This window comes from Massilia sp. Root418, from assembly GCF_001425265.1.
Taxonomy (GTDB): domain Bacteria; phylum Pseudomonadota; class Gammaproteobacteria; order Burkholderiales; family Burkholderiaceae_D; genus Rugamonas.
Map to the genome: position 1 here is coordinate 311,535 of NZ_LMEC01000022.1, position 25,920 is coordinate 337,454.

The following is a 25,920-nucleotide window of genomic DNA, read 5'->3' on the forward strand; positions in this document are numbered from 1 at the left end:
GTGCCGTAGGGTGGGTTGGGCGGTACGCCGTAAGCCGCCAAGGTATGCCAAATCCACATAGGTTCGCGCAAACTTTACATATTTGCGCGCTAGCTATGCGCGCTAGACTGGTATCAAACCATCACCCTTTGACTGCCATGAAAATCACCAAGCTGACCACTTACCGTATTCCACCGCGCTGGATGCTGCTCAAGATCGAAACCGACGAGGGCATCGTGGGCTGGGGCGAACCCGTCATCGAAGGTAAGGCCCGCACCGTCGAGACGGCTGTGCAGGAATACGCGCAATACCTCATCGGCCAGGACCCGCGCCGCATCAATGACCTGTGGCAAGTAATGTACCGTGGCGGCTTCTACCGCGGCGGCGCCATCCTGATGAGCGCCATGGCCGGCATCGATCAGGCGCTGTGGGACATCAAGGGCAAGGCCCTGGGCGTGCCCGTGTACGAACTGCTGGGCGGCCTGGTGCGCGACCGCATGAAAACCTATAGCTGGGTGGGCGGCGACCGCCCGGCCGACGTGATCGAGGGCATCCGCAAGCTGCGCGAGGCCGGCTTCGATACTTTCAAGATGAATGGCACCGAGGAATTCGGCATTATCGACAGCGCCGCCGCCGTGGACGCGGCAGTGAGCCGCATTGCCGAGATCCGCAGCGCCTTCGGCAACGAAATCGAGTTCGGCATCGACTTCCACGGCCGCGTGGCCGCGCCGATGGCCAAGGTGCTGCTGCGTGCACTGGAGCCTTACCGTCCGCTATTCGTGGAAGAGCCGGTGCTGGCCGAGCAGGCCGAGTACTACCCGCGCCTGGCCGAGTCCACCTCGATCCCGCTGGCGGCCGGCGAGCGCATGTACTCGCGCTTCGAGTTCAAGAACGTGTTCCACGCGGGCGGCCTGTCCATCGTGCAGCCGGACCTGTCGCACGCCGGCGGCATCACCGAGTGCGTGAAGATCGCCGCCATGGCCGAGGCCTACGACATCGCGCTAGCGCCGCACTGCCCGCTGGGTCCGGTCGCGCTGGCGGCCTGCCTGCAGGTGGACTTCGTGTCGCACAACGCGGTGCTGCAGGAACAGAGCATGGGCATCCACTACAACAAGGGTGGCGAAGTGCTGGATTACGTCATCAACAAGGAAGACTTCCACCTTGAAAACGGCTACATCAAGCCGCTACCGAAACCGGGCTTGGGCGTGGATGTGGACGAGGCGCGCGTGATCGAGGCCAGCAAGAACGCGCCCGACTGGGCCAACCCGCTGTGGCGCCATTTCGACGGCAGCGTGGCGGAATGGTAGCGGAAGCGCAAGCGCTGGCGTCGGCGCGGCTGATCGGCATCGACTGGGGCAGCACCGGCTTGCGCGCCTTCCTGATCGGCGCCGACGGGCTGGCGCTGGTGGAACGGGCCACGGCGCAGGGCGCGTCCACCGTGTCCGGCGCGGAGGCTTACGCGGCCGTGCTGGACGAAGCGGCGGGCGACTGGATGCGCGCGCGGCCCGAGCTGCCGGTGCTGGCCTGCGGCATGGTCGGCAGCCAGTACGGCTGGGTGGACGTGCCTTACGCCACCTGCCCGGCCGACGCGCAGGCGCTGGCCGCCGGCATGCGCGGCACGCCGGACGGCAAGGCCTGCATCGTCCCCGGCCTGCTGAAGGACGGCGACGGTCTGCCGCCCGACCTGATGCGCGGTGAGGAAACCCAGATCGTCGGTGCACTGCAGCTGCGCCCCGAGTTGCGCGAGCAGGCTTGCATTGTGCTGCCGGGCACCCACTCGAAGTGGGCCCAGGTGCGCGGCGGCCGCGTGGAACGCTTCGCCACCCACATGACGGGCGAACTGTACGCGGTGCTGCGCCAGCATTCGGTGCTGGGCCGCCTGATGCAGGCGCCGCAGGACGGCGGCGGCTTCGACGAAGCGGCCTTCTGCGAAGGCGTGGAAATGGCGCGCGACGCCGGCCACCTCGGCATGAGCCACCAGATCTTTTCCGCCCGCAGCCTGGGCGTCACCGGCCGCATGCCATCGAGCGCGCTGGCCGACTATCTTTCCGGCCTGCTGATCGGCCACGAACTGCGCGCCGGCCTGGAATGGCGCGCGGATGCAACACTGGACCACGCGCCGCTGGCGCTGGTCGGCAGCCCGGCGCTGTGCGCGCGCTACCAGCTGGCGCTTCAGCGCTACAGCGGCGTACGGGCCCTGGTATTGGACAACACCGCACCCGCGGGACTGCTTTGCCTGGCGCAAGCCGCCGGCCTGGTAGCTAAGGAGAATGCAGCATGAGCTCAACCCCATCCTTGTTCGACAGCGCTTTTGACGCGCTGCCCCTGGTCGCCATCCTGCGCGGCATCCGCCCGCAGGAAGCCGAAGCCATAGGCGCGGTACTGTACGACGCGGGCTTCCGCATGATCGAAGTGCCGCTCAATTCGCCGCAGCCGCTGGAATCGATAGCACTGCTGTCGCGCAGCCTGCCGGCCGACGCGCTGCTGGGCGCCGGCACGGTGCTCAGCGTGCAGGCGGTGCAGGACGTCAAAAACGCCGGCGGCCAGCTGATCGTGATGCCGCATGCGGACACGGAAGTGATCCGCGCCGCCAAGGCAGCCGGCATGTTCTGCGTGCCCGGCGCCGCCACCCCTACCGAGACGTTCGCTGCGCTGCACGCCGGCGCGGACGCGGTCAAGCTGTTCCCGGCCGAGCTGATCACGCCCACGCTGGTGCGCGCCATGCGGGCCGTACTGCCGCCCACGCTGCGGGTGCTGCCGGTTGGCGGCATCACGCCGGAGGGCATGGCGGTCTACCGCGCAGCGGGCGTGGCCGGCTTCGGCCTGGGCGGCGCGCTGTACCAGCCCGGCATGGGCGCCGCCGAAGTGGGCGAACGCGCCAGCGCCTTTGTGCGCGCATGGCGTGGCTGATGGAGGGCCTCGCGCGCCAGGACATGGCTGCCAGCGTGGCGAAGGCCGTAGCGCCTGACGCCCGCGTGGACTGCTTGCGCTGGCACGCGGACCGCTGGTGGTGGACCGATCCGGACGCCGCCGCCATGTACGTCTGGACACCGCATCGCCCCGAGGGCACTCAGGCCGGCGGCGCGCTGCGCAGCCGCCTGCCCGATTCCGTCACCGCCTTCGCTTTCTGCCAGTCCGGCCGGGTGCTGCTGGCGCAGGCCAAGTGGCTGTGCTTCGCCGAGCTGGCCGCGCCGCCGCTGGAAGGCCTGGGCCGGCGTCCGCCGCAGCCCGCCGTGGCGGTGGACCCTGCCGAGCCGCGCACCGCCATCAGCGACGGCAGCACCGACCGCGCGGGCAATTTCGTTTTCGGCACCGCCGCCAGTAGCACCAGGGGCGGCATCGCCATCGGCAGTTTCTACCAATACTCCACGCAGCACGGCCTGCGGCGCCTGGCGCTGCCCACGGTGTCGGCCGCGCATGGCATCTGTTTCAGCCCGGACGGGCGCATCATGTATTTCAGCGACGCCGCCACGCGCCGCATCCAGCAGTGCGACTATGACGCGGGTGCAGCCCGTGTCGCCAACGTGCGCCTGTTCGCCGAGCTGGCAGACTGCCAGCCACGCGGCGCGGTGGTCGACAGCGCCGGCTGCGTGTGGAGTGCACAAGCGAGTGCACAGGCAGGCCACCCCGCCTTCCCCGGCCGCCTGGTGCGCTACGCACCGGACGGCGCCACCCTGAGCAGCGCAGCGCTGCCTTTACCACATCCCAGCCGCCCGGCGTTCGGCGGCCCCGCGCTGGACCAGCTGTTGCTGGGCGCCGCCGGCGGCATGCATTTGATGGATGGCGCGGGCGCGCATGGCCTGCCCGACGCCTTGTTTGACGATAGAAAAATATAACCAACGGACCAAAGGAGACACGCATGAAGATCAAGTCACTCGCAGCAGCCCTGACAGCCACACTGGCCGCCGCCGCTTTCGCGCCGTACCCCGCGCAGGCAGCGGACCCTGTCAAAATCGGTTTCCTGGTCAAGCAGGCGGAGGAACCGTGGTTCCAGGACGAATGGCGGTTCGCCGAACAGGCGGCCAAGGAGAAGGGCTTCGCGCTGGTGAAGATCGGCGTGCCGAACGGCGAGAAAATGATGGCCGCGATCGACAACCTGGCCGCGCAGAAGGCCCAGGGCTTCATCATCTGCGCGCCGGACGTGAAGCTGGGAGCGGCTGTCGAGCGCCAGGCCAAGCGCCAGAACCTGAAGGTGATGTCAGTCGACGACCGCCTGGTGGACGGCGCCGGCAAACCCATCGCCAGCATTCCGCACATGGGCATTTCCGGCTATGAGATCGGCCGCCAGGTGGGCAAGGGCCTGGCCGATGAAATGAAGGCACGCGGCTGGAAGCCGGAAGAAGTGGGCGCGCTGCGCATCGCCTACGACCAGCTGCCGACCGCCAAGGAGCGCACCCAGGGTGCGGTGGACGCGCTCAAGGAATCCGGCTTCCCGGTCGCGAACATCGTCGACGCGCCGCAGTCCCGCACCGACACCGAAAGCGCCTTCAACGCCGCCAATATCGCGCTCACCAAGCAGGCCCGCTTCAAGCGCTGGGTGGCGTTCGGCCTGAACGACGAAGCCGTGCTGGGCGCCGTGCGCGCCGCCGAGGGACGCGGCCTGCGCGCCGATTCCATGATCGGCATCGGCATCGGCGGCAGCAAGACCGCGCTGAACGAATTCGCCAAGCCGGCGGCCACCGGCTTCTACGGCACCGTGCAGATCAGCCCCAAGCGCCACGGCTATGAGACCTCGCTGATGATGCACCAGTGGATCACCGCCAACCAGGCGCCCGCCCCCGTGACGCTGACCAGCGGCACGCTGATGACGCGCAAGAATCAGGCCGAACTGGTGAAAGCCGGAGGCTAAAGTGTCGGCCTACCTGCAATTCGAAGACGTCAGCAAAGTCTTCCCCGGCGTGAAGGCGCTCAACGGCGTGAGCTTCGAGGCGCACGCCGCCACGGTGCACGGCCTGCTGGGCGAGAACGGCGCCGGCAAGTCCACGCTGCTGAAAATCCTCGGCGGACAGTACAAGCCGGACGGCGGCCGCCTGCTGGTAGCCGGCAAGGAGCGCCACTTCACGTCGGCGGCGGACGCCATCGCCGCCGGCGTGGCGGTGATCCACCAGGAGCTGCAGTACGTGCCGGAGCTGACCGTGGCCGAAAACGTGCTGCTGGGACGCCTGCCTACCCGGTTTGGCCTGGTGGACCACAAGGCTGCGCAGCAGCTGGTGACGCGCCGCCTGTCCGAGCTGGGCGTGGACCTGAACCCGGCCGCGCGCCTGGCCGACCTGTCCATTGCGCAGCGCCAGATGGTGGAAATCTGCAAGGCGCTGATGCAGGACGCCCAGGTGATCGCCTTCGACGAGCCGACCAGCAGCCTGTCGCACCGCGAAAGCGAGGTGCTGTTCCGCCTGGTGCGCGAGCTGCGCGAGGCGGGCCGCACCATCATCTATATTTCGCACCGCCTGGAAGAGCTGTACGCGCTGTGCGACACCTGCACCATCTTCCGCGACGGCCGCAAGATCGTCACCCATCCGGTGATGGCGGAAGTGCCGCGCGAGCGCCTGATCGCCGACATGGTGGGCCGCCAGGTGAACGACATCTACGACTACCGCACCCGCCCTGCGCACGGCGAACGCCTGTCGGTGCGCGGCCTGGACGGCGCAGCGCTGGACGGCCCGGCCGACTTCAGTGTGCGCGGCGGCGAAGTGCTGGGCTTCTTCGGCCTGGTGGGCGCAGGACGCAGCGAATTGATGCGCCTCCTGTACGGCGCGGACCGCCGCAGCGCGGGCCAGGTGCTGCTGGACGGGAAAGCCGTTCCGGCCGGCGGCCCGTCGGCGGCAATCGCCGCCGGCATCGTGCTGTGCCCGGAGGACCGCAAGGAGCAGGGCATCCTGGCACGCGCCTCGGTGGCGGAGAACATCAACATCAGCTGCCGCCGCAACAACCTGCTGGGCGGCCTGTTCCTGCGCCACAAGGAGGAAGCGGCGCGCGCCGACGATTTCATCCGCCGCCTGCGCATCAAGACCCCCAGCCGCGAGCAGGAGATCCGCCTGCTCTCGGGCGGCAACCAGCAAAAGGTGATCCTGGCGCGCTGGCTGGCCGAACCCAACCTGAAAGTGCTGATACTGGACGAACCCACGCGCGGCATCGACGTCGGCGCCCGCAACGAAATCTACCGCATCATCCATGAAGTGGCCGAACGCGGCTGCTGCGTCATCGTCATCTCCAGCGACCTGCCCGAAGTGCTGGGCGTGGCCGACCGCGTGCTGGTCATGCGCGAAGGCCGCATCAGCGGCGAACTGTCGCGCGCAGACGCCAGCGAAACCGCCGTGCTGCGCCTGGCGCTGCCGGATGCAGTGGATTCCAAGAACGACAACACCCAATCCCGGAGTTTGCAATGAACAGCCTCAGTTCCCCCCCATCCGCCGCGCCGGACGCGCCTGTAGCTGCGGCCTCCGCAGCCTCCGCAGCTCCCGCCCCCGCCGCCAGCCACCGCAAGCACGCCTGGCTGTCCGACTACAGCATGCCGCTGCTGTACATCGCCTTGTTCACCGTGCTGGCGCTCACGGTGGAGAACTTCTTCTCGGCCGGGAACGTGGTCGGCCTGATGCTCTCGGTGGCGCAGATCGGCATGGTGGCCTGCACCATGATGCTGTGCCTGGCCTCGCGCGACTTCGACCTGTCGGTCGGCTCCACCATTGCCTTCTCCGGCGTGCTGGGCGCCATGCTGCTGGAGCGCACCGGCAGCGTTGCCGTTGCAGTCGGCGGCGGCCTGCTTGCGGGCGCGCTGATCGGCGCCGGCAACGGCGTGCTGATCGCCTACCTGCGCATCAACGCGCTGATCGCCACCCTGGCCACCATGCTGATGGTGCGCGGCCTGGCCTTCATCGCCTCGCAGGGCCAGGCGGTGGGCATCGCCGACGACACCTTCATCAGCTTCGGCGACGCGCGCGTGTTCGGCCTGCCGCTGCCGGTGCTGGTGGTGGCGGCCTGCTTCGTGATTTTCGGCGTGCTGCTGAACCACACGGTCTTCGGCCGCAACACCCTGGCCGTGGGCGGCAATCCGGAAGCTGCGCGCCTGGCGGGCGTGAAGGTGGAGAAGCTGCGCGTGTGGATCTTCCTGCTGCAAGGCCTGGTCACCGCGATGGCGGGGCTGATCCTGGCCTCGCGCATCACCAGCGGGCAGCCCAATGCGGCGCAGGGCTTCGAGCTGGACGTGATCTCGGCCTGCGTGCTGGGCGGCGTGTCCCTGCAGGGTGGCAAGGCGCGCATCATCGGCGTGCTGGTGGGGGTGCTGATCATGGGCACGGTGGAAAACGTGATGAACCTGATGAACGTGGACGCGTTCTACCAGTACCTGGTGCGTGGCCTGATCCTGCTGGCGGCCGTACTGCTGGACCAGCTCAAGACGCGCGGCGCGGGCGGCCACCGCGATTGATCGTGGCGGCTCCGGCGGGTTACGCTGCGCTAACCCGCCCTACGGCCCGCCGGGGCACCGCCACCGACCACCGCCGCCGACCACCGCCGCCAACCACCGCCGCCGGGCATTGCCGCCAGGCGCCGCCGCCGGGCATGGCCGCCAACCACCGCCGCCGGGCATGGCCAAACTGTAGGGCGGGTTAGCGTGCGCAGCGCGCGTAACCCGCCAAGCGCCGCAAGGAAAAAAATATATGCCGAACAGACTTCAAGACAAGGTCGCCATCGTCACCGGTTCCACGCTGGGCATCGGCGCGGAGGTGGCGCGCCTGTTCGCGGAGGAGGGCGCGTACGTGGTGTTCAACAGCCACCGCGACGACGCCGCCGCCGCCGCCATGCGCGCGCAGCTGGACCCGGCGCGCAGCCTGTTCGTGCAGGGCGACGTGTCCGACCCGGCCGCCATGCGCGAGCTGGCGGCGCAAACCATTGCCCGCTTCGGCCGCATCGACATTGTCGTCAACAACGCCGGCATGAATATGTTCGCCGACCCGCTGGAAATGACGGACGAGCAGTGGCAGCGCTGCTTCGCGGTAGACCTGGAAGGGGCCTGGAACGCCACCCGTGCTGCGCTGCCGCACATGCTGGCGCAGGGGGCGGGCAGCGTGGTCAATATCGCGTCGGTGCACGGGCACAAGATCATTCCGGGCTGCTTCCCCTACCCGGTGGCCAAGCACGCGCTGATCGGCCTGACCCGTTCGCTGGGCATCGAATACGCCGCGCGCGGCATCCGCGTGAACTCGGTCTCTCCCGGCCTGGTCATGACTGAAAACGTGCAGGCCTGGCTCGATGCCTGCCCGGATCCGGACGCCGAGCGGGCACGCCAGGCGGCTTTGCTGCCGTGCCGGCGCATCGGGGAGCCGCGCGAAGTGGCATATACGGCACTGTTCCTGGCCAGCGACGAAGCGCGATTTATCAACGCGACGGACATCCTGATTGACGGTGGCAGGTCGCAGATCTATCATGACTGATGACTTTTTGCCGCCATAGGCCTGCATGCCCGATCCACGCTCCGACCGATTTGTCCGTTCACACCTGAAGACGCGCCACCTGGTTCTGCTGGTAGAACTGGGACGGCACGGCTCCATCCTGCACGCCGCGCAAGCCGCCAACCTGACGCAACCCGCTGCTTCGAAGCTGCTGGGCGAGCTGGAACACGCCCTGAACGTGCAGCTGTTCGAGCGTTTGCCGCGCGGCGTGGTGCCCACCTGGTACGGCGAAGTGATGATACGGCGCGCCAGCGCCGCGCTGGCCGAGATGGATGCGGCTCACCAGGAAGTGATGGAGCTGCTGTCCGGCCTGAGCGGCCGCGTGGCGCTGGGCACCGTGCTCACGCCGTCGGCCGGGCTGGTGACGGATGCCGTGAAATTGATCAAGAGCCGCAATGCGCGCCTGCAGGTGGCCATCACGGTCGATACCAGCAAGGTGCTGGCCGAACGGCTGCGCGCCGGCGAGCTGGATCTGGTGATCGGCCGCATCCTCGATTCCGCGCTCACCGCCGAACTGAATTTCGAGCCCCTCACCGACGAGCCGCACAGCGTGATCGCGGGCGCCGGCCATCCGCTGGCCGGCCGCAGCGACTTGCAGCTGGCCGACCTGTCGCGCGAAGGCTGGGTGCTGCCGCCCGCCGGCAGCATCCTGCGCGACCGCCTCACGGCGCTGTTCCTGTCGCAAGGGCTGGAGCCGCCGTCGGAGACGGTGGAGACGCTGGCGCTGCCGGTGGTCACCAACCTCCTGAGCGGCAGCCGCATGGTGGCGGCCCTGCCGGAGGAACTGGTGCGGCCCTACCTGGACGCCGGCCAGCTGGTGGTGCTGCCCTACCACCTGGGCCTGCGCATGGATTTGTACGGCATCGTCACGCGCCGCCAGCACCAGCTCTCGCCGGGCGCCGAAGCCATGCTGGCCACGGTGCGCGAAGTGGCGGCGCTGCGCTACCAGGCGCGGACCTGAACGCCGATCTGCTAGTCTGGCGGCTTCAACATTAAGAGGCCCGGCCATGAAAGCCCAAGCACCCAACGCACGCTCACTGCTGCGCTTTTCCCCCGACGCCAAGCTGCGCGATGCCGATGCGGCACGCCAGCCCCTGAGCGACGCCGCCGGATCGAACGCCAAACAGGACATCAAGGAAGCCACCGCGCGCCTGCTGGGACGCCTGGCCGACCTGCAGCCCATGCTGCAGGCGCAGGGCAAGCACAAGGTGCTGCTGGTGCTGCAGGGCATGGACACCTCCGGCAAGGACGGCGCCGTGCGCAGCCTGTTCAGCACCATCAACCCGGTCGGCCTGCGCGCGGTGTCGTTCAAGGCGCCCAGCGAGATCGAACTGGGCCACGATTTCCTGTGGCGCGTGCACCGCGAGACGCCCGCCAAAGGGGAGCTGGTGGTGTTCAACCGCAGCCATTACGAGGACGTGCTGATCACCCGCGTGCTGGGCATGATCGACGCCAAGGAGTGCCGCCGCCGCTATGCGCACATCCGCGACTTCGAGCGCATGCTGGCCGAGACCGGCACCACCCTGCTCAAGGTTTTCCTGCACATTTCCAAAGACGAGCAGCGCGAACGCCTGCAGGCGCGGCTGGACGATCCGGCCAAGCGCTGGAAGCTGGACCCGGCCGACTTTGAACAGCGCAAGAAGTGGTCCGTCTTCCAGCGCGCCTACCAGGACGCCATGCAGGCCACGGACGCCGACCACGCGCCCTGGTACGTGGTGCCGGCCGATTCCAAGCCGCACCGTAACCTGGCCATCGCCTCGCTGCTGCTGGAGACGCTGGAGCGCCTGAAACTCGACTGGCCCAAGCCCGATCCCGCCCTGCTGGACATGAAATTCAAATAAATCGGCACGCCCTGCAAGCGCGCAGGGTCTGTGGCATAGTAGGCAACGCTAATCTTATGCTCACTATGCACGGAGAACCCTATGCAATTGAAAGATCCCACCCTGCTGCGCCAGCAAGCCTACATCAACGGTGAATGGACCGATGCCGATAGCGGCAAGACCCATGCGGTGTTCAACCCGGCAACCGGTGGGCAGATCGGCACCATACCGGACTGCGGCGCCGCTGAAACGCGCCGCGCCATCGAAGCGGCCAACGCCGCCTGGCCGGCCTGGCGCAAGAAGACTGCCAAGGAGCGCGCCGCCGTGCTGCGCAAATGGTCCGACCTGATCGTGGAAAACGTGGACGACCTGGCGCTGCTGATGACCACCGAGCAGGGCAAGCCGCTGGCCGAGTCCAAGGGCGAGGTGATTTTCGGCGCCTCCTTCATCGAATGGTTCGCGGAAGAGGGCAAGCGCGTCGCGGGCGACACGCTGGCCTCGCCGTGGCCGGACCGCCGCCTGGTGGTGACCAAGGAGCCGATCGGCGTGTGCGCCGCCATCACGCCGTGGAATTTCCCGGCCGCAATGATCACGCGCAAGGCCGGCCCGGCGCTGGCGGCGGGCTGCCCCATGGTGCTCAAGCCGGCCGAAGCGACGCCGTTCTCGGCGCTGGCGCTGGCCGTGCTGGCCGAGCGCGCGGGCGTGCCGGCAGGGGTGTTCAGCGTGGTGACCGGTTCGCCTAAGGAAATCGGCGGCGAAATGACCAGCAACCCCATCGTGCGCAAGCTCACCTTCACCGGTTCCACCGGCGTGGGCCGGCTGCTGATGGAGCAGTGCGCGCCCACCATCAAGAAGCTGTCGCTGGAACTGGGCGGCAACGCGCCCTTCATCGTGTTTGACGACGCCGACCTGGACGCGGCCGTGGAGGGCGCCATCGCCTCCAAGTACCGCAACGCGGGCCAGACCTGCGTGTGCGCCAACCGCATCTACGTGCAGGACGGCGTGTACGACGCCTTTGCCGAGAAGTTCGTGGCGGCGGTGTCGAAACTGAAAGTGGGCGACGGCACCGAGCCGGGCGTCACCCAAGGCCCGCTGATCGACGCCAAGGCCGTGCAGAAGGTGGAGGAGCACGTGGCGGACGCGCTGGCCAAGGGCGGCCGCTTGCTGCTGGGCGGCAAGCGCCACGCGCTGGGCCACAGCTTCTTCGAACCCACCGTGATTGCCGACGTGACGCCGGCCATGCGCGTGTCCGACGAGGAAACCTTCGGCCCGCTGGCGCCGCTGTTCCGCTTCCACACCGACGACGAGGCCGTGGCGCTGGCCAACAGCACCGAGTTCGGCCTGGCCAGCTACTTCTATTCGCGCGACATCGGCCGCATCTGGCGCGTGGCCGAAGGGCTGGAATCGGGCATGGTGGGCGTGAACACCGGCTTGATTTCCAATGAAATCGCCCCCTTCGGCGGCGTCAAGCAATCCGGCCTGGGCCGCGAAGGGTCGGTGTACGGGATGGAAGACTACCTGGTCATCAAGTACATCTGCCTGGGCGGCATTTAAGCGCCCTGGGCGACAGTGGCGGGCACCGTGCCCGCCACCGGCTGCAGCGGCTGCAATGGTTGCGACGGTTGCAACAACTGCAGCAGCTGCCGGCTCTCCGCCTCATAGCGCGCGCTGTCCTGCTGGCGCAGCGTGCGCAGGTAGTCGGCAATCAGTTCGCCGCTTAATTCCGCCGGCGCCGGGTAGCGCCGCTGCAGCTTCAGACGCTGGATGTCCGCGTTCGCCAGGCGCAGCTTGCCGAGCGCGCTTTTCTCGTCCGCCGGCACATCCTTCATGGTTTCCAGCAGCACTTCCGTGATCCAGCCCAGCTGGCTGCCGTAGGAGGCGCGCTTGAACGCTGCTTCCTCCACGCCCCCGTCACCGGCCGATCGCGGGATCGCGCTGAAAAAGCGGTCCAACTCAATGTCCTGCCTGACGCTGCCGCTCCACGGCAGGAAAAACTGTGGCGATACATTCCAGAACAGGGGAAACATGGTGATCTCCTATGGACAACTGCCGACGACGAAATGGCCGGGCGCGGTGCGCCGCAGCGTGGTGCGGATGAACAGGCTGTTCAGGCCCATGCTCTGGCCCGAACCCTGCGCATACGCGAAAAAGTAGCGCTTGTAGGCGCGCCCGGCCAGCACATGGTCCGGATTGGTGGCCGTGAAGCACAGCGCGCCGCCGGGCGGCGGCGGGGTGGGGGCGGTGCCGCTCAGGCGGTCCACCATGGCTTTCACGGCGGCCATCTGGCGCCCGTTCTTGCGGGCGAAGTGGGGGTCGTCGTAGTTGAACCAGTCCCAGCAGGCGTTCGGGTTGGCCAGCGGGAAAATGGGTGCCGCCTGCGGGAACAGCACCAGGATGCGGTTGCTGTCGGCCCAGCGCAGGTAGCCGGTGTCGTGGATGAAGCGGTCGCCGATGCTGCGCGCGTCCTGCTTGCAGCCGTGGAAGGCCACGTGCAGCTTGCAGCCCTGGCCGTTGCTGCCGCCGTCCACGTCGCAGGCCTGCGGAATGTAGAGGAAGCCGCTGGCGGCCATGCCGTGCGCGGTGGGATCGGCCAGGTACTGGGCCTGGTCGAATTCCAGCAGGCGGCCGGCTGGCGCGCTGCCGCTGCGCGGTGCCAGGCCGGGGTAGATCCATTGCAGCAGCTGGCCGGCCGCGTCGATGCCGCAATTGCTGATGTAGGGCGGGCCCAGGGTGGAGCAGGGGTTGCCGGCGCTGTCCGTGGGCATGGCGTGCTCGGCTGCTACGTCCTTGCGGTAGCGGATGTTGCCGCTGTCCATGTAGCGGCGGTAGTAGCTGTACAGGTCGTTCATCACGGCTTGCGGCACCACGGAGTCGGCGGTGCCGGAAAACATCCAGATGCGCTGCGCGGCCAGGTTGGCCACCGGGTCGATGCTGCGCTCCGCCGCATATTGCGCGGTGAGGGCGGCCAGTCCGGCCACGCCGGTGCCGCCGGGCTGCACCCGGCACAGGCCGAGGCCGGTGCAGCTGCACACCGAGGTGGCGGTGTCCACGCTGCCGCGCGAGCAGCTGTACGGGCCGCCGGCGATTACGCCTGCGCCCTTCACGCTGGCTGAATAGGCCACGCCGTACTGCACCGCCATGTAGCCGCCGGACGACAGCCCGGACACGGACACGTCGGCCGCCTTCATGGCGGGCAGGCCCGGCAGCTGGGCCCGCAGGGGCAGCAGCAGCAGCGCGATGCCCACCAGCGTGAGCAGGATGAGCACGTGCAGCAGGCGGCGTGAGCGGGGATGAGGCATGGGGGCTTCTTTGTCTGGACGGGTGAGCGGCCATTTTGCTGGCGGCAGGGCGCACAGGGTTTAATCTGCATCAATAGTGCGGCGCTTATGCGTTTGGCATAGAATGGATTTTTTCATCAGATTGCGCACCCACCATGTCCAAGATCCTCGCCGCCCTGGCTGTCCTGTCCGTTGCTGCTGTTGCTGCTGTTGCTGTCGCACCCGCCCATGCGCAATCGGCGGCCCCGGCCGCCGCGCCAGGCGCCGCGCCGGCAGCCAGTTGCCCCGCCATCCTGAAGCAGTCCTTCAACCGCCTGCAGGACGAGGCGCCGCAGGACCTGTGCCAGTACGCTGGCAAGGTGATCCTGGTGGTGAACACAGCCAGCTATTGCGGCTACACCAAGCAGTACGAGGGGCTGGAAGCACTGTACGGCAAGTACAGCGCCAAGGGCCTGGTGGTGCTGGGCTTCCCGTCCAACGACTTCGGCAAGCAGGAGCCGGGTTCGGCCAAGGAAATCGCCGACCTGTGCTACAACACTTATGGCGTGAAGTTCCCCATGTTCGCCAAGACGGTGGTGTCCGGCAGCGCGGCCAATCCTTTGTACGCCAACCTGATCAAGGCCACCGGCAAGACCCCGGCCTGGAATTTCCATAAATACTTGATCGACCGCAATGGCAAAGTGGTGGAGAGCTTCCCTAGCAAGGTCACGCCGGAAGACAAGCAGCTGGTCGGCGCGGTGGAAAAAGCGCTGGGCGGCTAAGCGGCCGCCGCCATGGCACCCAAGCCCGGCATGCCTTCGTCGCGCCTGGCCGACGCGATCGGCGCGGCGCGCCTGGCAACAGGCGCGGTGGGCGGCGTGGCGGATCTGGCGCAAGCGCTGCACCTGGCCATCCTGGGCCATGTCCCGGCGCCGGTGGGCCGCCCGCTGGCGCTGGCCACCTCGCTGGTCTACCGCAGCGTGCGCGGCGTGGCGGGGCTGGCGGGAGGCGGCGTGGAGCACGCGCTGGCGCGCCTGCAGCCGCTGCTGGGCGAGCGCAGCGGCTGGGCCGGCCGGGATGCCGTGCTGGCCGCGCTGAACGGCGTGCTGGGCGACCAGCTTGCGCGCGATCATAATCCGCTCGCCATTTCCATGCAGTTCCGCCGCCACGGGCAGCCGCTGGCGTGGGCGGCGTCCGGCGCGCAAGCCGCGCCGCCCGGCGGCCGCATCGTGGTGCTGGTGCACGGCCTCTGCATGAACGACCTGCAATGGCAGCGCAACGGCCACGACCACGGTGCCCTGCTGGAACGCGAGCGCGGCTACACGGCGGTCTGCCTGCACTACAATACGGGCCGCCACATCTCCGAAAACGGCGGCGACTTCGCCCGCCAGCTCGAAACGCTGCTGGCGCAATGGCCGGTCCCGGTGCAAGAGCTGGTGATCGTGGGCCACAGCATGGGCGGCCTGGTGGCGCGCAGCGCCTGCCACTACGGCGCGCAAGCCGGGCACGGCTGGCCCGACCGGCTGAGCAAGATGGTATTCCTCGGCTCGCCGCACCACGGCGCCCCGCTGGAGCGCGGCGGCAACTGGGTGCACCTGCTGACCGAACTCACGCCTTACACGGCGCCGTTCACCCGCCTGGCCAAGCTGCGCAGCGCCGGCATCACGGATCTGCGGCACGGCAGCCTCCTGGACGATGACTGGGCCGGCCGAGACCGCTTCTCCCACGGCCATGCGCCACCGGCATTCCTGCCCTTGTCCGACAGTGTTGCTTGTTACGCGGTGGCCGCTACCATCGGCAAGAACCCCGGCCAGTTGAGCGGCCGCCTCGCCGGCGACGGCCTGGTCCCTGTCGACAGCGCACTGGGCCGCCACGCAGACCCCGGGCGCACCCTGGCGATTCCTGCCGCACGGCAGGCAACCGTGTACGGGGTCAATCACATGGAATTGCTCGACTCACCGGAGGTGGCGCGGCACCTGCTCGACTGGCTGTGAGCGGGTCGCGGGCGCCGGCAATGCTCAGGCGGCGGCCAAAGCGGCAGTCGCCAGTTCAAACCCCTCATCCAGCCAGCCGGTGATGCCGCCCGTCATCAGTTTGACGGGAAGCCCGAGCTTGGCCAGGCGGATCGCTGCGCGGGCGGCGCCGTTGCAGTGCGGGCCGGCGCAGTAGACCACGAACAGCGTGCCCGCCGGATAGGCCGCCATTTTCGAACCGATGATCTTGCGGTGCGCCAGGTCCACCGCGCCCGGCACGTGGCCGGCCGCGTACTTTTCCGTCCCGCGCACGTCCAGCAGCACGAAATCCTGCTTGCTGGTGCTGAGCGCGTCATGCACGTCCCAGCAGTCTGTTTCAAAGCTGAACGCGGCTTCGAAGTGGGCCAGCGCGAGCTGGCTGGGGGCGGCGGCGGTTTCGGTGACGAGCGACATGGCGGTTCTCCTGTTTGGTTGCGGTGATGCCATTATCGAAGCGGGCCGCCCGGCGCGGCAGTGGCGCACATGCCAATGTGCGGTAAGATTGCGCCATGAAAAAACACCTTGTCGTCGCGCTGGCCTACGACCGCCTGTGCACCTTCGAGTTCGGCTGCGTGGTTGAATTGTTCGCGCTGGAGCGCCCCGAGCTGGGCGTGGACTGGTACGACTTCAAGGTCTGCGCGGTCGAGCCCGGACCCATCCGCGCGGCCGGCGGCATCACCGTGCAGGCGCCATATGAGCCCGGCTTGCTGGCGCTGGCCGACACCATCGTCATCCCCGGCTGGCGCGACGCCGACGAGCCGCCGCCGCCTGCGCTGCTGGACGCCCTGCGCGCGGCCCGCGCGCGCGGCGCCCGCCTGTGCTCGATCTGTTCCGGCGTGTTCGTGCTGGCCGCCGCCGGCCTGCTGGACGGCCTGCGCGCCACCACGCACTGGCGCTACACCGAGCGGCTGGCGCGCCGCCATCCGCGCGTGGTGGTGCAGCCGGACGACTTGTACGTGGACCAGGGCCAGGTCATCACTTCGGCCGGCTCGGCCGCCGGCATCGACATGCTGCTGCATCTGGTGCGGCGCGATTACGGCGCGCGGGTCGGCAACCTGGTGGCGCAGCGCCTGGTGGTGGCGCCGCACCGGGAAGGCGGCCAGGCCCAGTTCCTGCCGCGGCCGATGGCGCACGACGAGCAAGGCCGCCTGTCGCGCCTGATGGACTGGCTGCGCGCCCATCCCGCCCAGCCGCACAGCGTGAAATCCATGGCCGAACGCGCCGCGATGAGCGCGCGCACCTTGCAGCGCCAGTTCCAGGATGCTACCGGCATGGGCCCGGTGGAATGGCTCACGCGCGAGCGCATCGCCATCGCCAAGGACTTGCTGGAAGCGGCCGACATCCCGCTGGCGCAAGTGGCCGAGCGCGCCGGCTTCGGCTCCGAGGAATCGCTGCGCCACCATTTCCGCCGCCTCGCCGCCACCAGCCCGGGCGCCTACCGCCGCCGCTTCACCGCCACCATGTAGGCCTGTGCGCGCGGATATCATGCGCGCCTTGTACTGCGCGCTGCCTTCGCCTAATCTGGGTAGTTCACCTGGTTCACCTAATTCACCAACAAGCGAAGGAGACAGCCATGCCTTATGTCGATGGATTTGTATTGCCGGTTCCCACGAAGAATCTGGATGCGTACAAGAAGATGTCCAACGCCTGCGGCGCCATCTGGCGCGAGTACGGGGCGCTGGAATACCGCGAGTGCGTGGGCGACGATGTGAAGCCCGGCCAGCACACTTCGTTCCCGCAGGCAGTGAAGCTGGAGGAGGGCGAGACGGTGGTGTTCTCGTGGATTATTTACGAATCGCGCGCCAAGCGCGACGAGATCAACGACAAGGTGATGAAGGACCCGCGCCTGGCCGACTGGATGAAGCCGGAGAGCATGCCCTTCGACGGCAAGCGCATGTTCTGGGGCGGCTTTGAAATGATCATTGATCTCTAGCCATCGCCGACCAGCGCCAACTGCGCGCGCAGTGTGTCGATCAGCGCGTGGCGGGAACTGCGCGCGCGTTCGTGCGGCGCGAAGGGCGAGCTGGCCAGGTCCAGCAGGTCGATGGCCGCCAGCAGGCACTCGCGCCGTGCGCCGTCCAGGTCCGCCACGCCGTGCGGCGCGAGGCTGCGGATGGTGGCGGCGGCCAGTTCCTTGGCCGCGATATCCTCCGGTAGGCCCGAGCGCGTGCACAGGCCGTAGGTGCCGCTCAGGAAGTGGCGCCACTCTTCGCGCAGGTCCGGCTGGTGCGCCGCGCCGCCCAGCGCTTCCAGCCGCGCCAGATAGCGTCCGGCGAACACGCGGAACCCGTCCTCCTCGTGCACCAGCGCGCGCACCGTACCGGCCCATTTGACGCAGCCGTGCGCATAGTAGCGCGCGCTGGCTTGTTCAGCATGCGCGCCGAAATAGGATATGCAGCCGATATCGAGCCGCAGCGTGTAGGAAGGCTGCGGCATCAGCCGCCGCGCCTGCAGGTCCGTCAGCGTGGGGGCGGTCAGGCCGCTGGCAGAGAGCAGCGCTGATTCGTCGAGGTAGGCGTCTTCAAGGTAGCGTATCAGTTCCATGCCGGCTCCGTACAGTGATCGATGGCGCTCACTGTACGGGGCTGGCTGCAGGCTCGCTTCGGCCTGCGGCGAAACGTGGAATGCGCGGAAAATATCAGAGCACTGCGCGTACTGCGCCGCGCAGCGCGTTGCAGATGACGATGTCCTCGGCCTGCTCCAGCATGGCGCGCGTGATCACGCGTTCGGCGGCGTTCCAGGCCGGGTCGTCCAGCATGGCGGCGCGCATCACGCCGGGCAGCAGGCCGCTGGCCAGCGGCGGCGTGTACCAGCGGCCGTCCAGCTTGACGAACACGCTGCTGCGGCCGCCCTCGGCCAGCTCGCCGCGCTCATTGAAGAACAGCGTGTCGAAAGCGCCCTGCGCTTCGGCCGCGCGCCAGGCTGCATCGTAGCGCGCGCGCAGATTGGTTTTATGGCGCAGGAACAGCTCGCCGCTGTCGATGGTCTCTGTGGACAGCAGCACCCGCACCGGCTCCGCCAGCGGCGCCAGCGCGCCTTGCTGCACGGCGAAGGCGCCGGCCTGGTTCAGCGCCAGGCGCAAGCGCGTGGGCGTACCGGGCGCCATCATGTTGCAGGCCATGGCGATGTAGGCGCGCGCCGCGTCCGCGTCGTAGGCGAAGCCGAAGTAGCGCGCGGACGCGCCCAGGCGCCGCAAGTGCCGTTCCAGGTTGCGCACGCCGTGTTCGCGCGTGGCATACATGGTTTCGAACAGCTCGAAGTCGTTGGACAGGCCGGTGAGGAAGCGCGCCTTCAGCTGACATTCGGCGAATTCGTCGTTGGCCTCGCTGTCGTAGACGATGCCGGCGCCCACGCCCATTTCGCCGCGCCGCACGCCGGATGCCGTGCCGTCGGCCGGCGCCTGCAGCGCCAGCGTGCGGATCGGCACCGACATGCAGAAGTCGCCCACGCCGTGGTCCGAAGGCTGGAACCAGCCGATGGCTCCGGTGTACAGGCCGCGCGGCGCCGGCTCCAGTTCGGCGATGATCTCCATGGTGCGCCGCTTGGGCGCGCCGGTGATGGAGCCGCAGGGATAGAGCGCTGCGAAGATGGCGGCCATGTCCACGTCTTCGCGCAGCCTGGCGCGCACGGTGGAGGTCATCTGCAGCACGCTGCTGTAGCGCCGCACCTCGAACAGCGCCGGTACTTCCACCGTGCCGGTCTGCGCGATGCGGCCGATGTCGTTGCGCAGCAGGTCTACGATCATCAGGTTTTCGGCGCGGTTCTTGGGGTCCGCCGCCAGCGCCGCTGCGCGCCGCGCGTTCTCGGCCTCGTCGCCGCCCGCCGCTGCGGGCGCCGTGCCTTTCATGGGCCGCGCGGTCAGCTCGCCGCCGGCATGGCGCACGAACAGTTCCGGCGACAGCGACAGCACCGCCGTGCCGTCGTCCAGCGCCACCAGTGCGCCGTAGGGCACCGGCTGGCGCGCGCGCAGGCGCTCGTACAGGCCGAAGATGGAGCCGAAGGCGTCGAAGCGCAAACGGTAGGTGTAATTCACCTGGTAGGTGTCGCCCGCCGCGATATACTCGCGAATGCGGTGGATGGCGTCGGTGAACCGGGCCTGGTCCACATTGGCGCGCACGTCCGCGATGCCGGCCGGGGTTGCGTCGGCTTCCGAACACGACGCCAGCCAGGCCCCCACCTCGGCCTGCGACAGCAGGTCGCAGCGGTTGAAAATCAGGATCTGTGCCAGCGGCTGCTCCGCCGGCGCGGCCGGCATGCCGGCGATGTGCGCGCCCAGCTCGTAGGTGCACAGGGTGACCGCGTGCTGGCCGTTGCCCAGCGCGGTTTCCATCTGTTCGAGGATGCGGTGCCAGCCGGCCAGGTCATGGCAGCGCAGGGTCGCCGCGTGGCTGGTGTACAGGCGCGAGCGCGCCGTCGCCATGCCGTCCGGGCTGGCATCGTCCAGCAATGCGAAGCACTGCGCACTGGTATTAACGTTCATGTTTCTTGTTCAGTTCAGCAGCAGCGCAATCTGGACTGCGGCGTCCTGCGCGGGGTTCAGCTTGAAGCCGCTCTTGGCGTAGCGGTGCCAGCGGCCCGCCACATAGCTTACCAGCATGGCCGCGCGCGCCGCCACGTCGGCCTCGTGGCCGTGGCCGGTGCTGGCGGCCAGGCGCAAGGCCTGTTTCAGCGCCAGCTCCACGCGGTCGTAGAACTGGTTCATGCGCGCCTGCAGGCGCTCGTCCTCGTTGACCAGCGCGTCGCCGATCAGCACCCGCGTCATGCCGGGATTGCTGCTGGCGAACTGCAGCAGCATGCCGACGATGCCGCGCGCCTGCGCCAGGCCGTGTTCCTCGCGCTCGGCGATCTGGTTGATCAGGCCGAACACGGTGGCCTCGATGAACTCGATCAGCCCCTCGAACATTTGCGCCTTGCTGGCGAAATGGCGGTACAGGGCCGCTTCGGAAAATTCCAGTTTGCGGGCCAGGGCGGCGGTGGTGATCTTTTCGCCTTTGGGCTGCTCCAGCATCTCGGCCAGAGCCTCCAGAATTTGTTGCCTGCGTTGGCCTGGCGGTGTGCTTGCCATGGGATCTCGATCGGAAAAGGTTAGCGCAGCCGGGACAGGCGCGCAGGCAGATGCCTTACGGATTTTACTTTGACATCGACCCAAGCGGGGCGAATTAGTCGCTTTGGCACATGGGCCGCGCCGATCGGATCGGCCACTTTCAGGTATTGCGTCACCCACGCCGTGCGCATGCCCAGGCCGTGCGCGGTGCGCAGGTTGGCCAGCGTGTCCTCCACCAGGATGCAGCGCGCCGGCGTCACGCCCTGCTTGCGCACCAGGTTGCGCAGCATCAGGCGCGAAGGCTTGGGCCGCAGCTGGCGGTGGATGCGCATCGATTCGATGGCAATGTGATGCGAGAAGTGGCGGTGCAGCCCCATGTGGCGCAGCACCATGGCCGAGTAGCGGTGCGGCGCGTTGGTGAGCAGGACCTTGCGGCCGGGCAGGGCGCGCAGCAGCCGCCCCAGGCCTTTTTCGGCCCGTATCATCTGCGCCAGGTTGGGCATGTGGTGCGTCTCGTGCAGGAAGTGCTCGGAGCGCACGCCATGGTGCTTCACCAGGCCCAGCAAGGTGGCGCCGTAGCGTTGCCAGTACAGCTTGCGCGCCGCGTTCACCTCGTCCGCGCCGGCCGGCGTGCCTTCCTTGCCCAGCACGCGCGCGATGTAGGCGTTCATGTTGGCGGTAATGGCCGGGAATATGGCATGCGACGCGTTGTGCAGCGTATTGTCCAGATCAAACAGCCACACAGGTGCCCGGGTGGAAGGTTTATTATTCACAGCTAAGCTCAGTACAAAAGGTATACATGCGACGCCAGATTATAGTGATGTTTTGCAGTCTCTTGCTGCTGCTGCCCGGCGGCGCCGGCGCGCAGAGTCCGGCGCCTCAGGCCCAGGTGCCGAACCGGGGGGCGCTGTTCAAGCTGGAGCAGGGCGGACATACAGCTTACCTGTTTGGCACCATCCACGTCGGCGCCGCCGATTTTTATCCGCTGGAGCCGCGCGTGATGCAGGCCTTGCAGCGCGCCACCGTGCTGGCGCTGGAAGTCGACCCGCTCGGCGACCCCGCCAAGATCGGCAACGCGGTGCGCCAGCACGGCCTGTACCAGCGCGGGCGCGGTCCGGCGTCCGCCGAACTGCCCGCGCCATACCGGCCGCGCCTGGAGCGCCTGCTGCGCCGCTTTTCCATCGCCGACGAATCGGTGGCGGCTATGAAGCCGTGGATGCTGGCCAGCCTGCTCACCGTGAGCGAGTTCGCGGCGCAGGGCTACGACGCCGGCCTGGCGGTGGACGCGTGGCTGTCGCAGCAGGCCCGCGCGCGCAAGCTGCGCGTGGTGGAACTGGAATCGGTGGCGGGCCAGATGGCGCTGTTCGACCGCATGACCATGGCCGAGCAGGCCCTGTTCCTGCAAGAGGGCATCGCCGCGATCGAGGACCAGGAACAGGCCGCGCAGGCGCGCGAGATCGCCAGCGCCTGGCGCAACGCCGACGCGGCCGCGCTCGATGCGCTGGCGCGCAAAGCCGCCAGCGACGATACCTTCTCGGGCCGCTTTGTGCAGAAGGTGCTGCTGGACGGACGCAATCCCGCGCTGGCGGACAATGTGGTGAAACTGATGGCGCGCGAAAAAGACAGCCTGGTGGCGATCGGCATCCTGCATCTGGTGGGCACGGGCAGCGTACCGGAATTGCTGAAGCAGCGCGGTGTTGCGGTGGAGCGGATCTACTAAGGGGGATTTACTGCGGAAGGGTGCTGCGGGACGGTGCTGCGAGAAGAATGGTGCCCTTGACGTGGATTGAACACGTGGCCTCTCCCTTACCAAGGGAGTGCTCTACCACTGAGCTACAAGGGCATACACATCGGCGGTGCAAGTGGCTTTCAGCACCGCCAAAACTTTAGTGAGACCGGATCATAGTGCCAAAAGCCTGTTCCGTCAAGACTTCCAGCAACAAAGAATGCTCGATGCGGCCGTCGATGATGTGCACCGTGTTCACGCCCGATTTGGCAGCGTCCAGTGCTGAGGAAATTTTAGGCAGCATGCCGCCGGAGATGGTGCCGTCGGCGAACATCTCGTCGATCTCGCGTGCCGACAGGTCGGTCACCAGGTTGCCGTTCTTGTCCTGCACGCCGGCGATATTGGTCATCATGATCAGCTTTTCGGCTTTCAGGATTTCCGCGATCTTGCCGGCCACCACGTCGGCGTTGATGTTGTACGCCTGGCCATCCTGGCCGAAGCCGATCGGCGAAATGATGGGAATGAAGGCGTCGTCCTGCAGGGCTTTCACCACGGCCGGGTTGATCGCGTCGATCTCGCCGACGAAGCCGATGTCCAGGAACTGGCCTGGATTTTCGCGGTCCGGCATGGCCATCTTGCGCGCGCGGATCAAGCCGCCGTCCTTGCCGGTCAGGCCCACCGCCTGGCCGCCGTAATGGTTAATCAGCATCACGATATCCTGCTGCACTTCGCCGCCCAGCACCCACTCCACCACTTCCATGGTTTCTTCGTCGGTGATGCGCATGCCCTGCACGAACGTGCCCTGCTTGCCGATTTTCTTGAGCGCATTGTCGATCTGCGGACCGCCGCCGTGCACCACCACCGGATTCATGCCCACCAGCTTCAACAGGATCACATCGCGCGCGAAGCCATGTTTCAGGCGCTCGTCGGTCATCGCGTTGCCGCCGTATTTGATGACGATGGTCTTGCCATGGAAATTGCGGATGTAGGGCAGCGCCTCGGCCAGAATCTGCGCCTTGATTGCGGGGGACACCGCAGTCAGGTCGTCAGAGGGTACGGCCAGGGTCAAATTGGTGAGTTGGGTCATGGCGAATCCGGTAAAAAGGTGAGCGATTTTAAGTCAAAAGCTGGCTTCCAGCACGCATTATAGGGCCTTTTGCTGTTGTAATTTCCGGGACGTTCCGCTAGGCTGGCGCGAAATGAATTCCACGCCGCCATCCACCCAATCGCTCCATAGCCAGCTGGAGGCCATGCGGCCCCAGCTCGTCCGCTTCGCACTGTTGCAATTGCGGAATGAATCGCTGGCTGAAGACGCCGTGCAGGACACGCTGATCGCCGTACTGGAACAGCCGGAGCGCTTCCAGGGCCAGTCTTCCCTGCGCACCTACGTCACCGGCATCCTGAAATACAAGATCATCGACAACCTCCGCGCCGCCACGCGCGAGCGCCAGATCGATACGGCCGAGGACCAGTCCGAGGACGATGCCATCGACGCGCTGTTTGCCGCCGACGGCCACACGGTGGAAATGCCGCGCCAGTGGGGCGATCCGGACCGCACCCTGGAGCAGAAGGATTTTTTCAAGGTGCTGGAAGTGTGCCTGGAGAAGCTGCCGGCCAAGAATGCGCGCGTTTTCATGATGCGCGAGTGGCTGGAGCTGGAAACGGAAGAAATTTGTAAGGAATTGGCGATTACTTCGGCTAATGCCTGGGTGCTGCTGTACCGCGCGCGCTTGCGCCTGCGCGAATGCCTGGACCTGAACTGGTTCGGCGCACGGGGATAACCATATGGACCGACTCAAACCTACTTGCAAGGAAGTGCACCGGCTGGTGTCCGAAGGCATGGACCGCGAACTGTCGCTGGTGGAACGCACGCGCATGCGCCTGCACCTGATGGTGTGCGGCGCCTGCACGCGTTTCAACAACCAGATGGACACCCTGCGCAAGGCCATGCGGATATTCCCCGGAGACGAGCCGTGAGCGTCTGCAAACGCTGCGGCGCGGAATTCAGCTGCGCCATGGTGGACGGCAGCGACGGCAGCCCATGCTGGTGCACCGCCGTCCCCCCCGCGGTGCCCGTCCCCGGTCCCGAAACCGACCTGACCTGCTGGTGCCCCGCCTGCCTGAAAGCACACATCGCCCAGCGCCAGCCCCGAACGGACCCGAACCGTAGGGCGGGTTAGCGCAGCTTAACCCGCCACCGCCGCCGCAACCGCCTACCCTGCCACAGTCCGGAAAAACCGCATCATCTCCCTGCTCGCATCGGGCCCCTTGCCGTCGGTATAACTGCCCGCCGCGCTGCCGCCCGACCACGCGTGTCCCGCCCCGTGCACCACCCAATGTTCCCCCAGCGGCGTACCGTCCGCGTGGCGGTGCGTGGTCACGGTATACCGGTGCCCATTCGGCACGCTGCCCGCATCCGCTTCCGCCCTGGCCTGCGCCGTCCCGTGCGCGCGCAGCTTCTGCTCCATCACCTGCTCGCCGTTGCGCGGGTGGACCGTGCGGTCCTGGTCGCCGTGGAACACGATGATGGGCGGGCTCGCCCCTTCCGCATGCGCGGCCTTCGCCACATTGCCGGAGGCGCCGCGCTTCATCGCGCTCAGCGCCGACGGCAAATCCTGCGCGGACGCATACGGCAAGCCCGAATGCACGCCCACCGCCGCGAACAGATCCGGATACAGCGTGCCCACAATCACCGCCATCGCGCCCCCTGCGGACAGGCCCGCCACGTACACCTGGCGCTCGTCCACCGGATACCCGGCGATCACCTGCTGCGCAATGCCGGCGATGATGGAAGGCTCGCCCTGGCCGCGCTGCTGGTCCAGCGCATTGAACCAGTTCCAGCACTTGTGGTTGTTGGCCTGCGGCGACTGCGCCGGATAGACCACGAAGCACTGCTTTTCCTCGGCCACCGCGTTCATTTGCGTGCCGGCCGCAAAATCGTCCGGGTCCTGCGTGCAGCCGTGCAGCATCACTAGCAGCGGCATGGCCTGGCCCTTGTACGTGCTGGGGATGTACAGCTTGTAGCCGCGCGTGCCCGCATGGTTGGAGTAGCTGCCGCTGATGAACTGCGCGCCTTCCGGCACCGGCACCGTTTTGCCGCCGCCATGCATGCCAGGCAGATCGAAATTCGGCATCTCGAAATTGCCCAGGTCCAGGCCGGACGGCAGTTTGCCGCCATTCACGCCCAATTTACCCAACAGGTCTTCAACGAAGGCTTGCGCGTTCGGTGGCATGTGCAGCATGCCGGACGGCGCGGCGCCAGGCGCTTCGGCGCGCGCCGATCCGCCGTGCGGCGGCGGCTGATCGGCGCTGGGCGCGGCCTGCGGCGCCGCCCGCGTTTCGCCCCAAGGCGCGGCTTGCGGAGCGGCGCGCTGCGCGCCGCCCGGCGGCGGGTTGATGTCGCGCATCGGCGGCGCTTCCTGCGGCATGCCTGGTGGCACGCCCGGCGGCATGCCCGTCGCGGAGCGCGCCTGCTGCTTGCCGCCCAAATTCAGCCCGGCCAGCGCCTGCTGGATCGCTTCGGTGGCCGCTGCCGGCCCCTTGCCCGCGCCTTTGCCGAATAGTTGCTGCGTCGCCGCTCGTAGCTGGCTAAATAGCTGATGATTCAATTTCATGTCCTGCCCCTCAAGCGCCGT

General features: G+C 67.6%; 28 protein-coding genes and 1 tRNA gene. 19 read left to right on the forward strand and 10 right to left on the reverse strand.

Annotated elements, in window-relative coordinates:
* The first annotated feature begins 137 nt into the window (after nt 1-137).
* The 11 genes from dgoD to gabD all read left to right on the forward strand — a co-directional run bounded on the left by dgoD (nt 138) and on the right by gabD (nt 11,800).
* Nucleotides 138-1,286: a galactonate dehydratase gene (dgoD, locus tag ASC94_RS21935; RefSeq protein WP_056400565.1), complete on the forward strand. Its 1,149-nt coding sequence runs from the start codon at nt 138-140 to the stop codon at nt 1,284-1,286.
* Nucleotides 1,280-2,260, forward strand: a complete 981-nt coding sequence (locus ASC94_RS21940; RefSeq protein ID WP_056400568.1) for a 2-dehydro-3-deoxygalactonokinase — start codon at nt 1,280-1,282, stop codon at nt 2,258-2,260. Before dgoD ends, ASC94_RS21940 begins: the two co-directional genes overlap by 7 nt.
* Nucleotides 2,257-2,889 (forward strand): 2-dehydro-3-deoxy-6-phosphogalactonate aldolase, encoded by a 633-nt coding sequence (locus ASC94_RS21945; protein ID WP_056400570.1) that lies wholly within the window; start codon nt 2,257-2,259, stop codon nt 2,887-2,889. The genes ASC94_RS21940 and ASC94_RS21945 overlap by 4 nt, the downstream gene beginning before the upstream one ends.
* Nucleotides 2,877-3,815 (forward strand): SMP-30/gluconolactonase/LRE family protein, encoded by a 939-nt coding sequence (locus ASC94_RS21950; protein WP_082616740.1) that lies wholly within the window; start codon nt 2,877-2,879, stop codon nt 3,813-3,815. The genes ASC94_RS21945 and ASC94_RS21950 overlap by 13 nt, the downstream gene beginning before the upstream one ends.
* Nucleotides 3,816-3,838: 23 nt before the next feature.
* Nucleotides 3,839-4,828 carry an arabinose ABC transporter substrate-binding protein gene (locus tag ASC94_RS21955; protein ID WP_056400577.1) on the forward strand — a complete coding sequence of 330 codons (990 nt, stop codon included), beginning with the start codon at nt 3,839-3,841 and terminating at the stop codon, nt 4,826-4,828.
* Nucleotide 4,829: 1 nt separating this feature from the next.
* Nucleotides 4,830-6,365 (forward strand): L-arabinose ABC transporter ATP-binding protein AraG, encoded by a 1,536-nt coding sequence (gene araG, locus ASC94_RS21960; protein WP_056400583.1) that lies wholly within the window; start codon nt 4,830-4,832, stop codon nt 6,363-6,365.
* Nucleotides 6,362-7,402: an L-arabinose ABC transporter permease AraH gene (gene araH, locus ASC94_RS21965; RefSeq protein WP_056400586.1), complete on the forward strand. Its 1,041-nt coding sequence runs from the start codon at nt 6,362-6,364 to the stop codon at nt 7,400-7,402. The genes araG and araH overlap by 4 nt, the downstream gene beginning before the upstream one ends.
* 232 nt (nt 7,403-7,634) lie before the next feature.
* Nucleotides 7,635-8,408 carry an SDR family oxidoreductase gene (locus ASC94_RS21970; RefSeq protein ID WP_056400589.1) on the forward strand — a complete coding sequence of 258 codons (774 nt, stop codon included), beginning with the start codon at nt 7,635-7,637 and terminating at the stop codon, nt 8,406-8,408.
* 25 nt (nt 8,409-8,433) lie between these two features.
* Nucleotides 8,434-9,387, forward strand: coding sequence for a LysR substrate-binding domain-containing protein (locus ASC94_RS21975; protein WP_056400592.1), 954 nt, complete (start codon nt 8,434-8,436; stop codon nt 9,385-9,387).
* Between the two features lie 46 nt (nt 9,388-9,433).
* Nucleotides 9,434-10,267, forward strand: a complete 834-nt coding sequence (locus tag ASC94_RS21980) for a PPK2 family polyphosphate kinase (RefSeq protein WP_056400595.1) — start codon at nt 9,434-9,436, stop codon at nt 10,265-10,267.
* An 81-nt stretch (nt 10,268-10,348) separates the two neighbouring features.
* Nucleotides 10,349-11,800 carry an NADP-dependent succinate-semialdehyde dehydrogenase gene (gene gabD, locus ASC94_RS21985; RefSeq protein WP_056400597.1) on the forward strand — a complete coding sequence of 484 codons (1,452 nt, stop codon included), beginning with the start codon at nt 10,349-10,351 and terminating at the stop codon, nt 11,798-11,800.
* Here gabD and ASC94_RS21990 read toward each other — a convergent pair.
* Together ASC94_RS21990 and ASC94_RS21995 are read right to left on the reverse strand one after the other, a co-directional pair.
* Nucleotides 11,797-12,273 carry a hypothetical protein gene (locus tag ASC94_RS21990; RefSeq protein WP_056400603.1) on the reverse strand — a complete coding sequence of 159 codons (477 nt, stop codon included), beginning with the start codon at nt 12,271-12,273 and terminating at the stop codon, nt 11,797-11,799. The genes gabD and ASC94_RS21990 overlap by 4 nt on opposite strands.
* Before the next feature lie 9 nt (nt 12,274-12,282).
* Nucleotides 12,283-13,545: a PHA-depolymerase-like protein gene (locus ASC94_RS21995; RefSeq protein ID WP_229417373.1), complete on the reverse strand. Its 1,263-nt coding sequence runs from the start codon at nt 13,543-13,545 to the stop codon at nt 12,283-12,285.
* Nucleotides 13,546-13,679: 134 nt separating this feature from the next.
* On the opposite strand from ASC94_RS21995, the gene ASC94_RS22000 reads away from it, so the two are divergent.
* Nucleotides 13,680-14,285 (forward strand): glutathione peroxidase, encoded by a 606-nt coding sequence (locus ASC94_RS22000; RefSeq protein ID WP_056400606.1) that lies wholly within the window; start codon nt 13,680-13,682, stop codon nt 14,283-14,285.
* Between the two features lie 12 nt (nt 14,286-14,297).
* Complete coding sequence (locus tag ASC94_RS22005; RefSeq protein WP_056400609.1) at nt 14,298-15,497, forward strand: triacylglycerol lipase; 1,200 nt, start codon at nt 14,298-14,300, stop codon at nt 15,495-15,497.
* A gap of 24 nt (nt 15,498-15,521) precedes the next feature.
* Here ASC94_RS22005 and ASC94_RS22010 read toward each other — a convergent pair whose 3' ends face one another.
* The gene (locus tag ASC94_RS22010) at nt 15,522-15,929 is read right to left on the reverse strand and encodes a rhodanese-like domain-containing protein (protein ID WP_056400612.1); all 408 of its coding nucleotides are present in this window, start codon (nt 15,927-15,929) and stop codon (nt 15,522-15,524) included.
* 95 nt (nt 15,930-16,024) lie between these two features.
* Between ASC94_RS22010 and ftrA the strand changes: the two genes are divergently transcribed.
* Together ftrA and ASC94_RS22020 are read left to right on the forward strand one after the other, a co-directional pair.
* Nucleotides 16,025-16,981: a transcriptional regulator FtrA gene (gene ftrA, locus ASC94_RS22015; protein ID WP_056400617.1), complete on the forward strand. Its 957-nt coding sequence runs from the start codon at nt 16,025-16,027 to the stop codon at nt 16,979-16,981.
* A 107-nt stretch (nt 16,982-17,088) separates the two neighbouring features.
* Nucleotides 17,089-17,448, forward strand: a complete 360-nt coding sequence (locus tag ASC94_RS22020; RefSeq protein WP_056400619.1) for a DUF1428 domain-containing protein — start codon at nt 17,089-17,091, stop codon at nt 17,446-17,448.
* On the opposite strand, the gene ASC94_RS22025 is transcribed toward ASC94_RS22020, so the two are convergent.
* From ASC94_RS22025 to ASC94_RS22040, 4 genes are all read right to left on the reverse strand, one after another.
* Nucleotides 17,445-18,059 carry a DUF6058 family natural product biosynthesis protein gene (locus ASC94_RS22025; protein WP_056400621.1) on the reverse strand — a complete coding sequence of 205 codons (615 nt, stop codon included), beginning with the start codon at nt 18,057-18,059 and terminating at the stop codon, nt 17,445-17,447. The two genes, ASC94_RS22020 and ASC94_RS22025, sit on opposite strands and share 4 nt — an antisense overlap.
* Nucleotides 18,060-18,153: 94 nt before the next feature.
* A complete protein-coding gene (gene pabB, locus ASC94_RS22030; protein WP_056400623.1) occupies nt 18,154-19,995 on the reverse strand; it encodes an aminodeoxychorismate synthase component I in 1,842 nt (613 codons plus the stop codon).
* 9 nt (nt 19,996-20,004) lie between these two features.
* A complete protein-coding gene (gene slmA / locus ASC94_RS22035) occupies nt 20,005-20,580 on the reverse strand; it encodes a nucleoid occlusion factor SlmA (RefSeq protein WP_056400625.1) in 576 nt (191 codons plus the stop codon).
* 20 nt (nt 20,581-20,600) lie between these two features.
* Complete coding sequence (locus ASC94_RS22040) at nt 20,601-21,332, reverse strand: HAD-IA family hydrolase (protein WP_229417374.1); 732 nt, start codon at nt 21,330-21,332, stop codon at nt 20,601-20,603.
* Between the two features lie 47 nt (nt 21,333-21,379).
* On the opposite strand from ASC94_RS22040, the gene ASC94_RS22045 reads away from it, so the two are divergent.
* Nucleotides 21,380-22,279, forward strand: a complete 900-nt coding sequence (locus ASC94_RS22045) for a TraB/GumN family protein (protein ID WP_082616742.1) — start codon at nt 21,380-21,382, stop codon at nt 22,277-22,279.
* A 48-nt stretch (nt 22,280-22,327) separates the two neighbouring features.
* On the opposite strand, the gene ASC94_RS22050 is transcribed toward ASC94_RS22045, so the two are convergent.
* Nucleotides 22,328-22,402 (reverse strand) — tRNA-Thr (locus ASC94_RS22050).
* Nucleotides 22,403-22,445: 43 nt separating this feature from the next.
* Nucleotides 22,446-23,372, reverse strand: a complete 927-nt coding sequence (argB, locus tag ASC94_RS22055) for an acetylglutamate kinase (protein ID WP_056400633.1) — start codon at nt 23,370-23,372, stop codon at nt 22,446-22,448.
* A gap of 112 nt (nt 23,373-23,484) precedes the next feature.
* Here argB and ASC94_RS22060 point away from each other — a divergent pair, with 112 nt between their 5' ends.
* The 3 genes from ASC94_RS22060 to ASC94_RS32025 are packed head-to-tail and all read left to right on the forward strand — an operon-like array spanning nt 23,485 to nt 24,465.
* Complete coding sequence (locus ASC94_RS22060; protein ID WP_082616743.1) at nt 23,485-24,066, forward strand: sigma-70 family RNA polymerase sigma factor; 582 nt, start codon at nt 23,485-23,487, stop codon at nt 24,064-24,066.
* A 4-nt stretch (nt 24,067-24,070) separates the two neighbouring features.
* Nucleotides 24,071-24,262, forward strand: coding sequence for a zf-HC2 domain-containing protein (locus tag ASC94_RS22065; RefSeq protein ID WP_056400636.1), 192 nt, complete (start codon nt 24,071-24,073; stop codon nt 24,260-24,262).
* Nucleotides 24,259-24,465, forward strand: a complete 207-nt coding sequence (locus ASC94_RS32025; protein WP_082616744.1) for a cysteine-rich CWC family protein — start codon at nt 24,259-24,261, stop codon at nt 24,463-24,465. The genes ASC94_RS22065 and ASC94_RS32025 overlap by 4 nt, the downstream gene beginning before the upstream one ends.
* Before the next feature lie 33 nt (nt 24,466-24,498).
* Here ASC94_RS32025 and ASC94_RS22070 read toward each other — a convergent pair whose 3' ends face one another.
* Nucleotides 24,499-25,899 carry a PHB depolymerase family esterase gene (locus ASC94_RS22070; RefSeq protein ID WP_056400639.1) on the reverse strand — a complete coding sequence of 467 codons (1,401 nt, stop codon included), beginning with the start codon at nt 25,897-25,899 and terminating at the stop codon, nt 24,499-24,501.
* Nucleotides 25,900-25,920 lie beyond the last annotated feature (21 nt).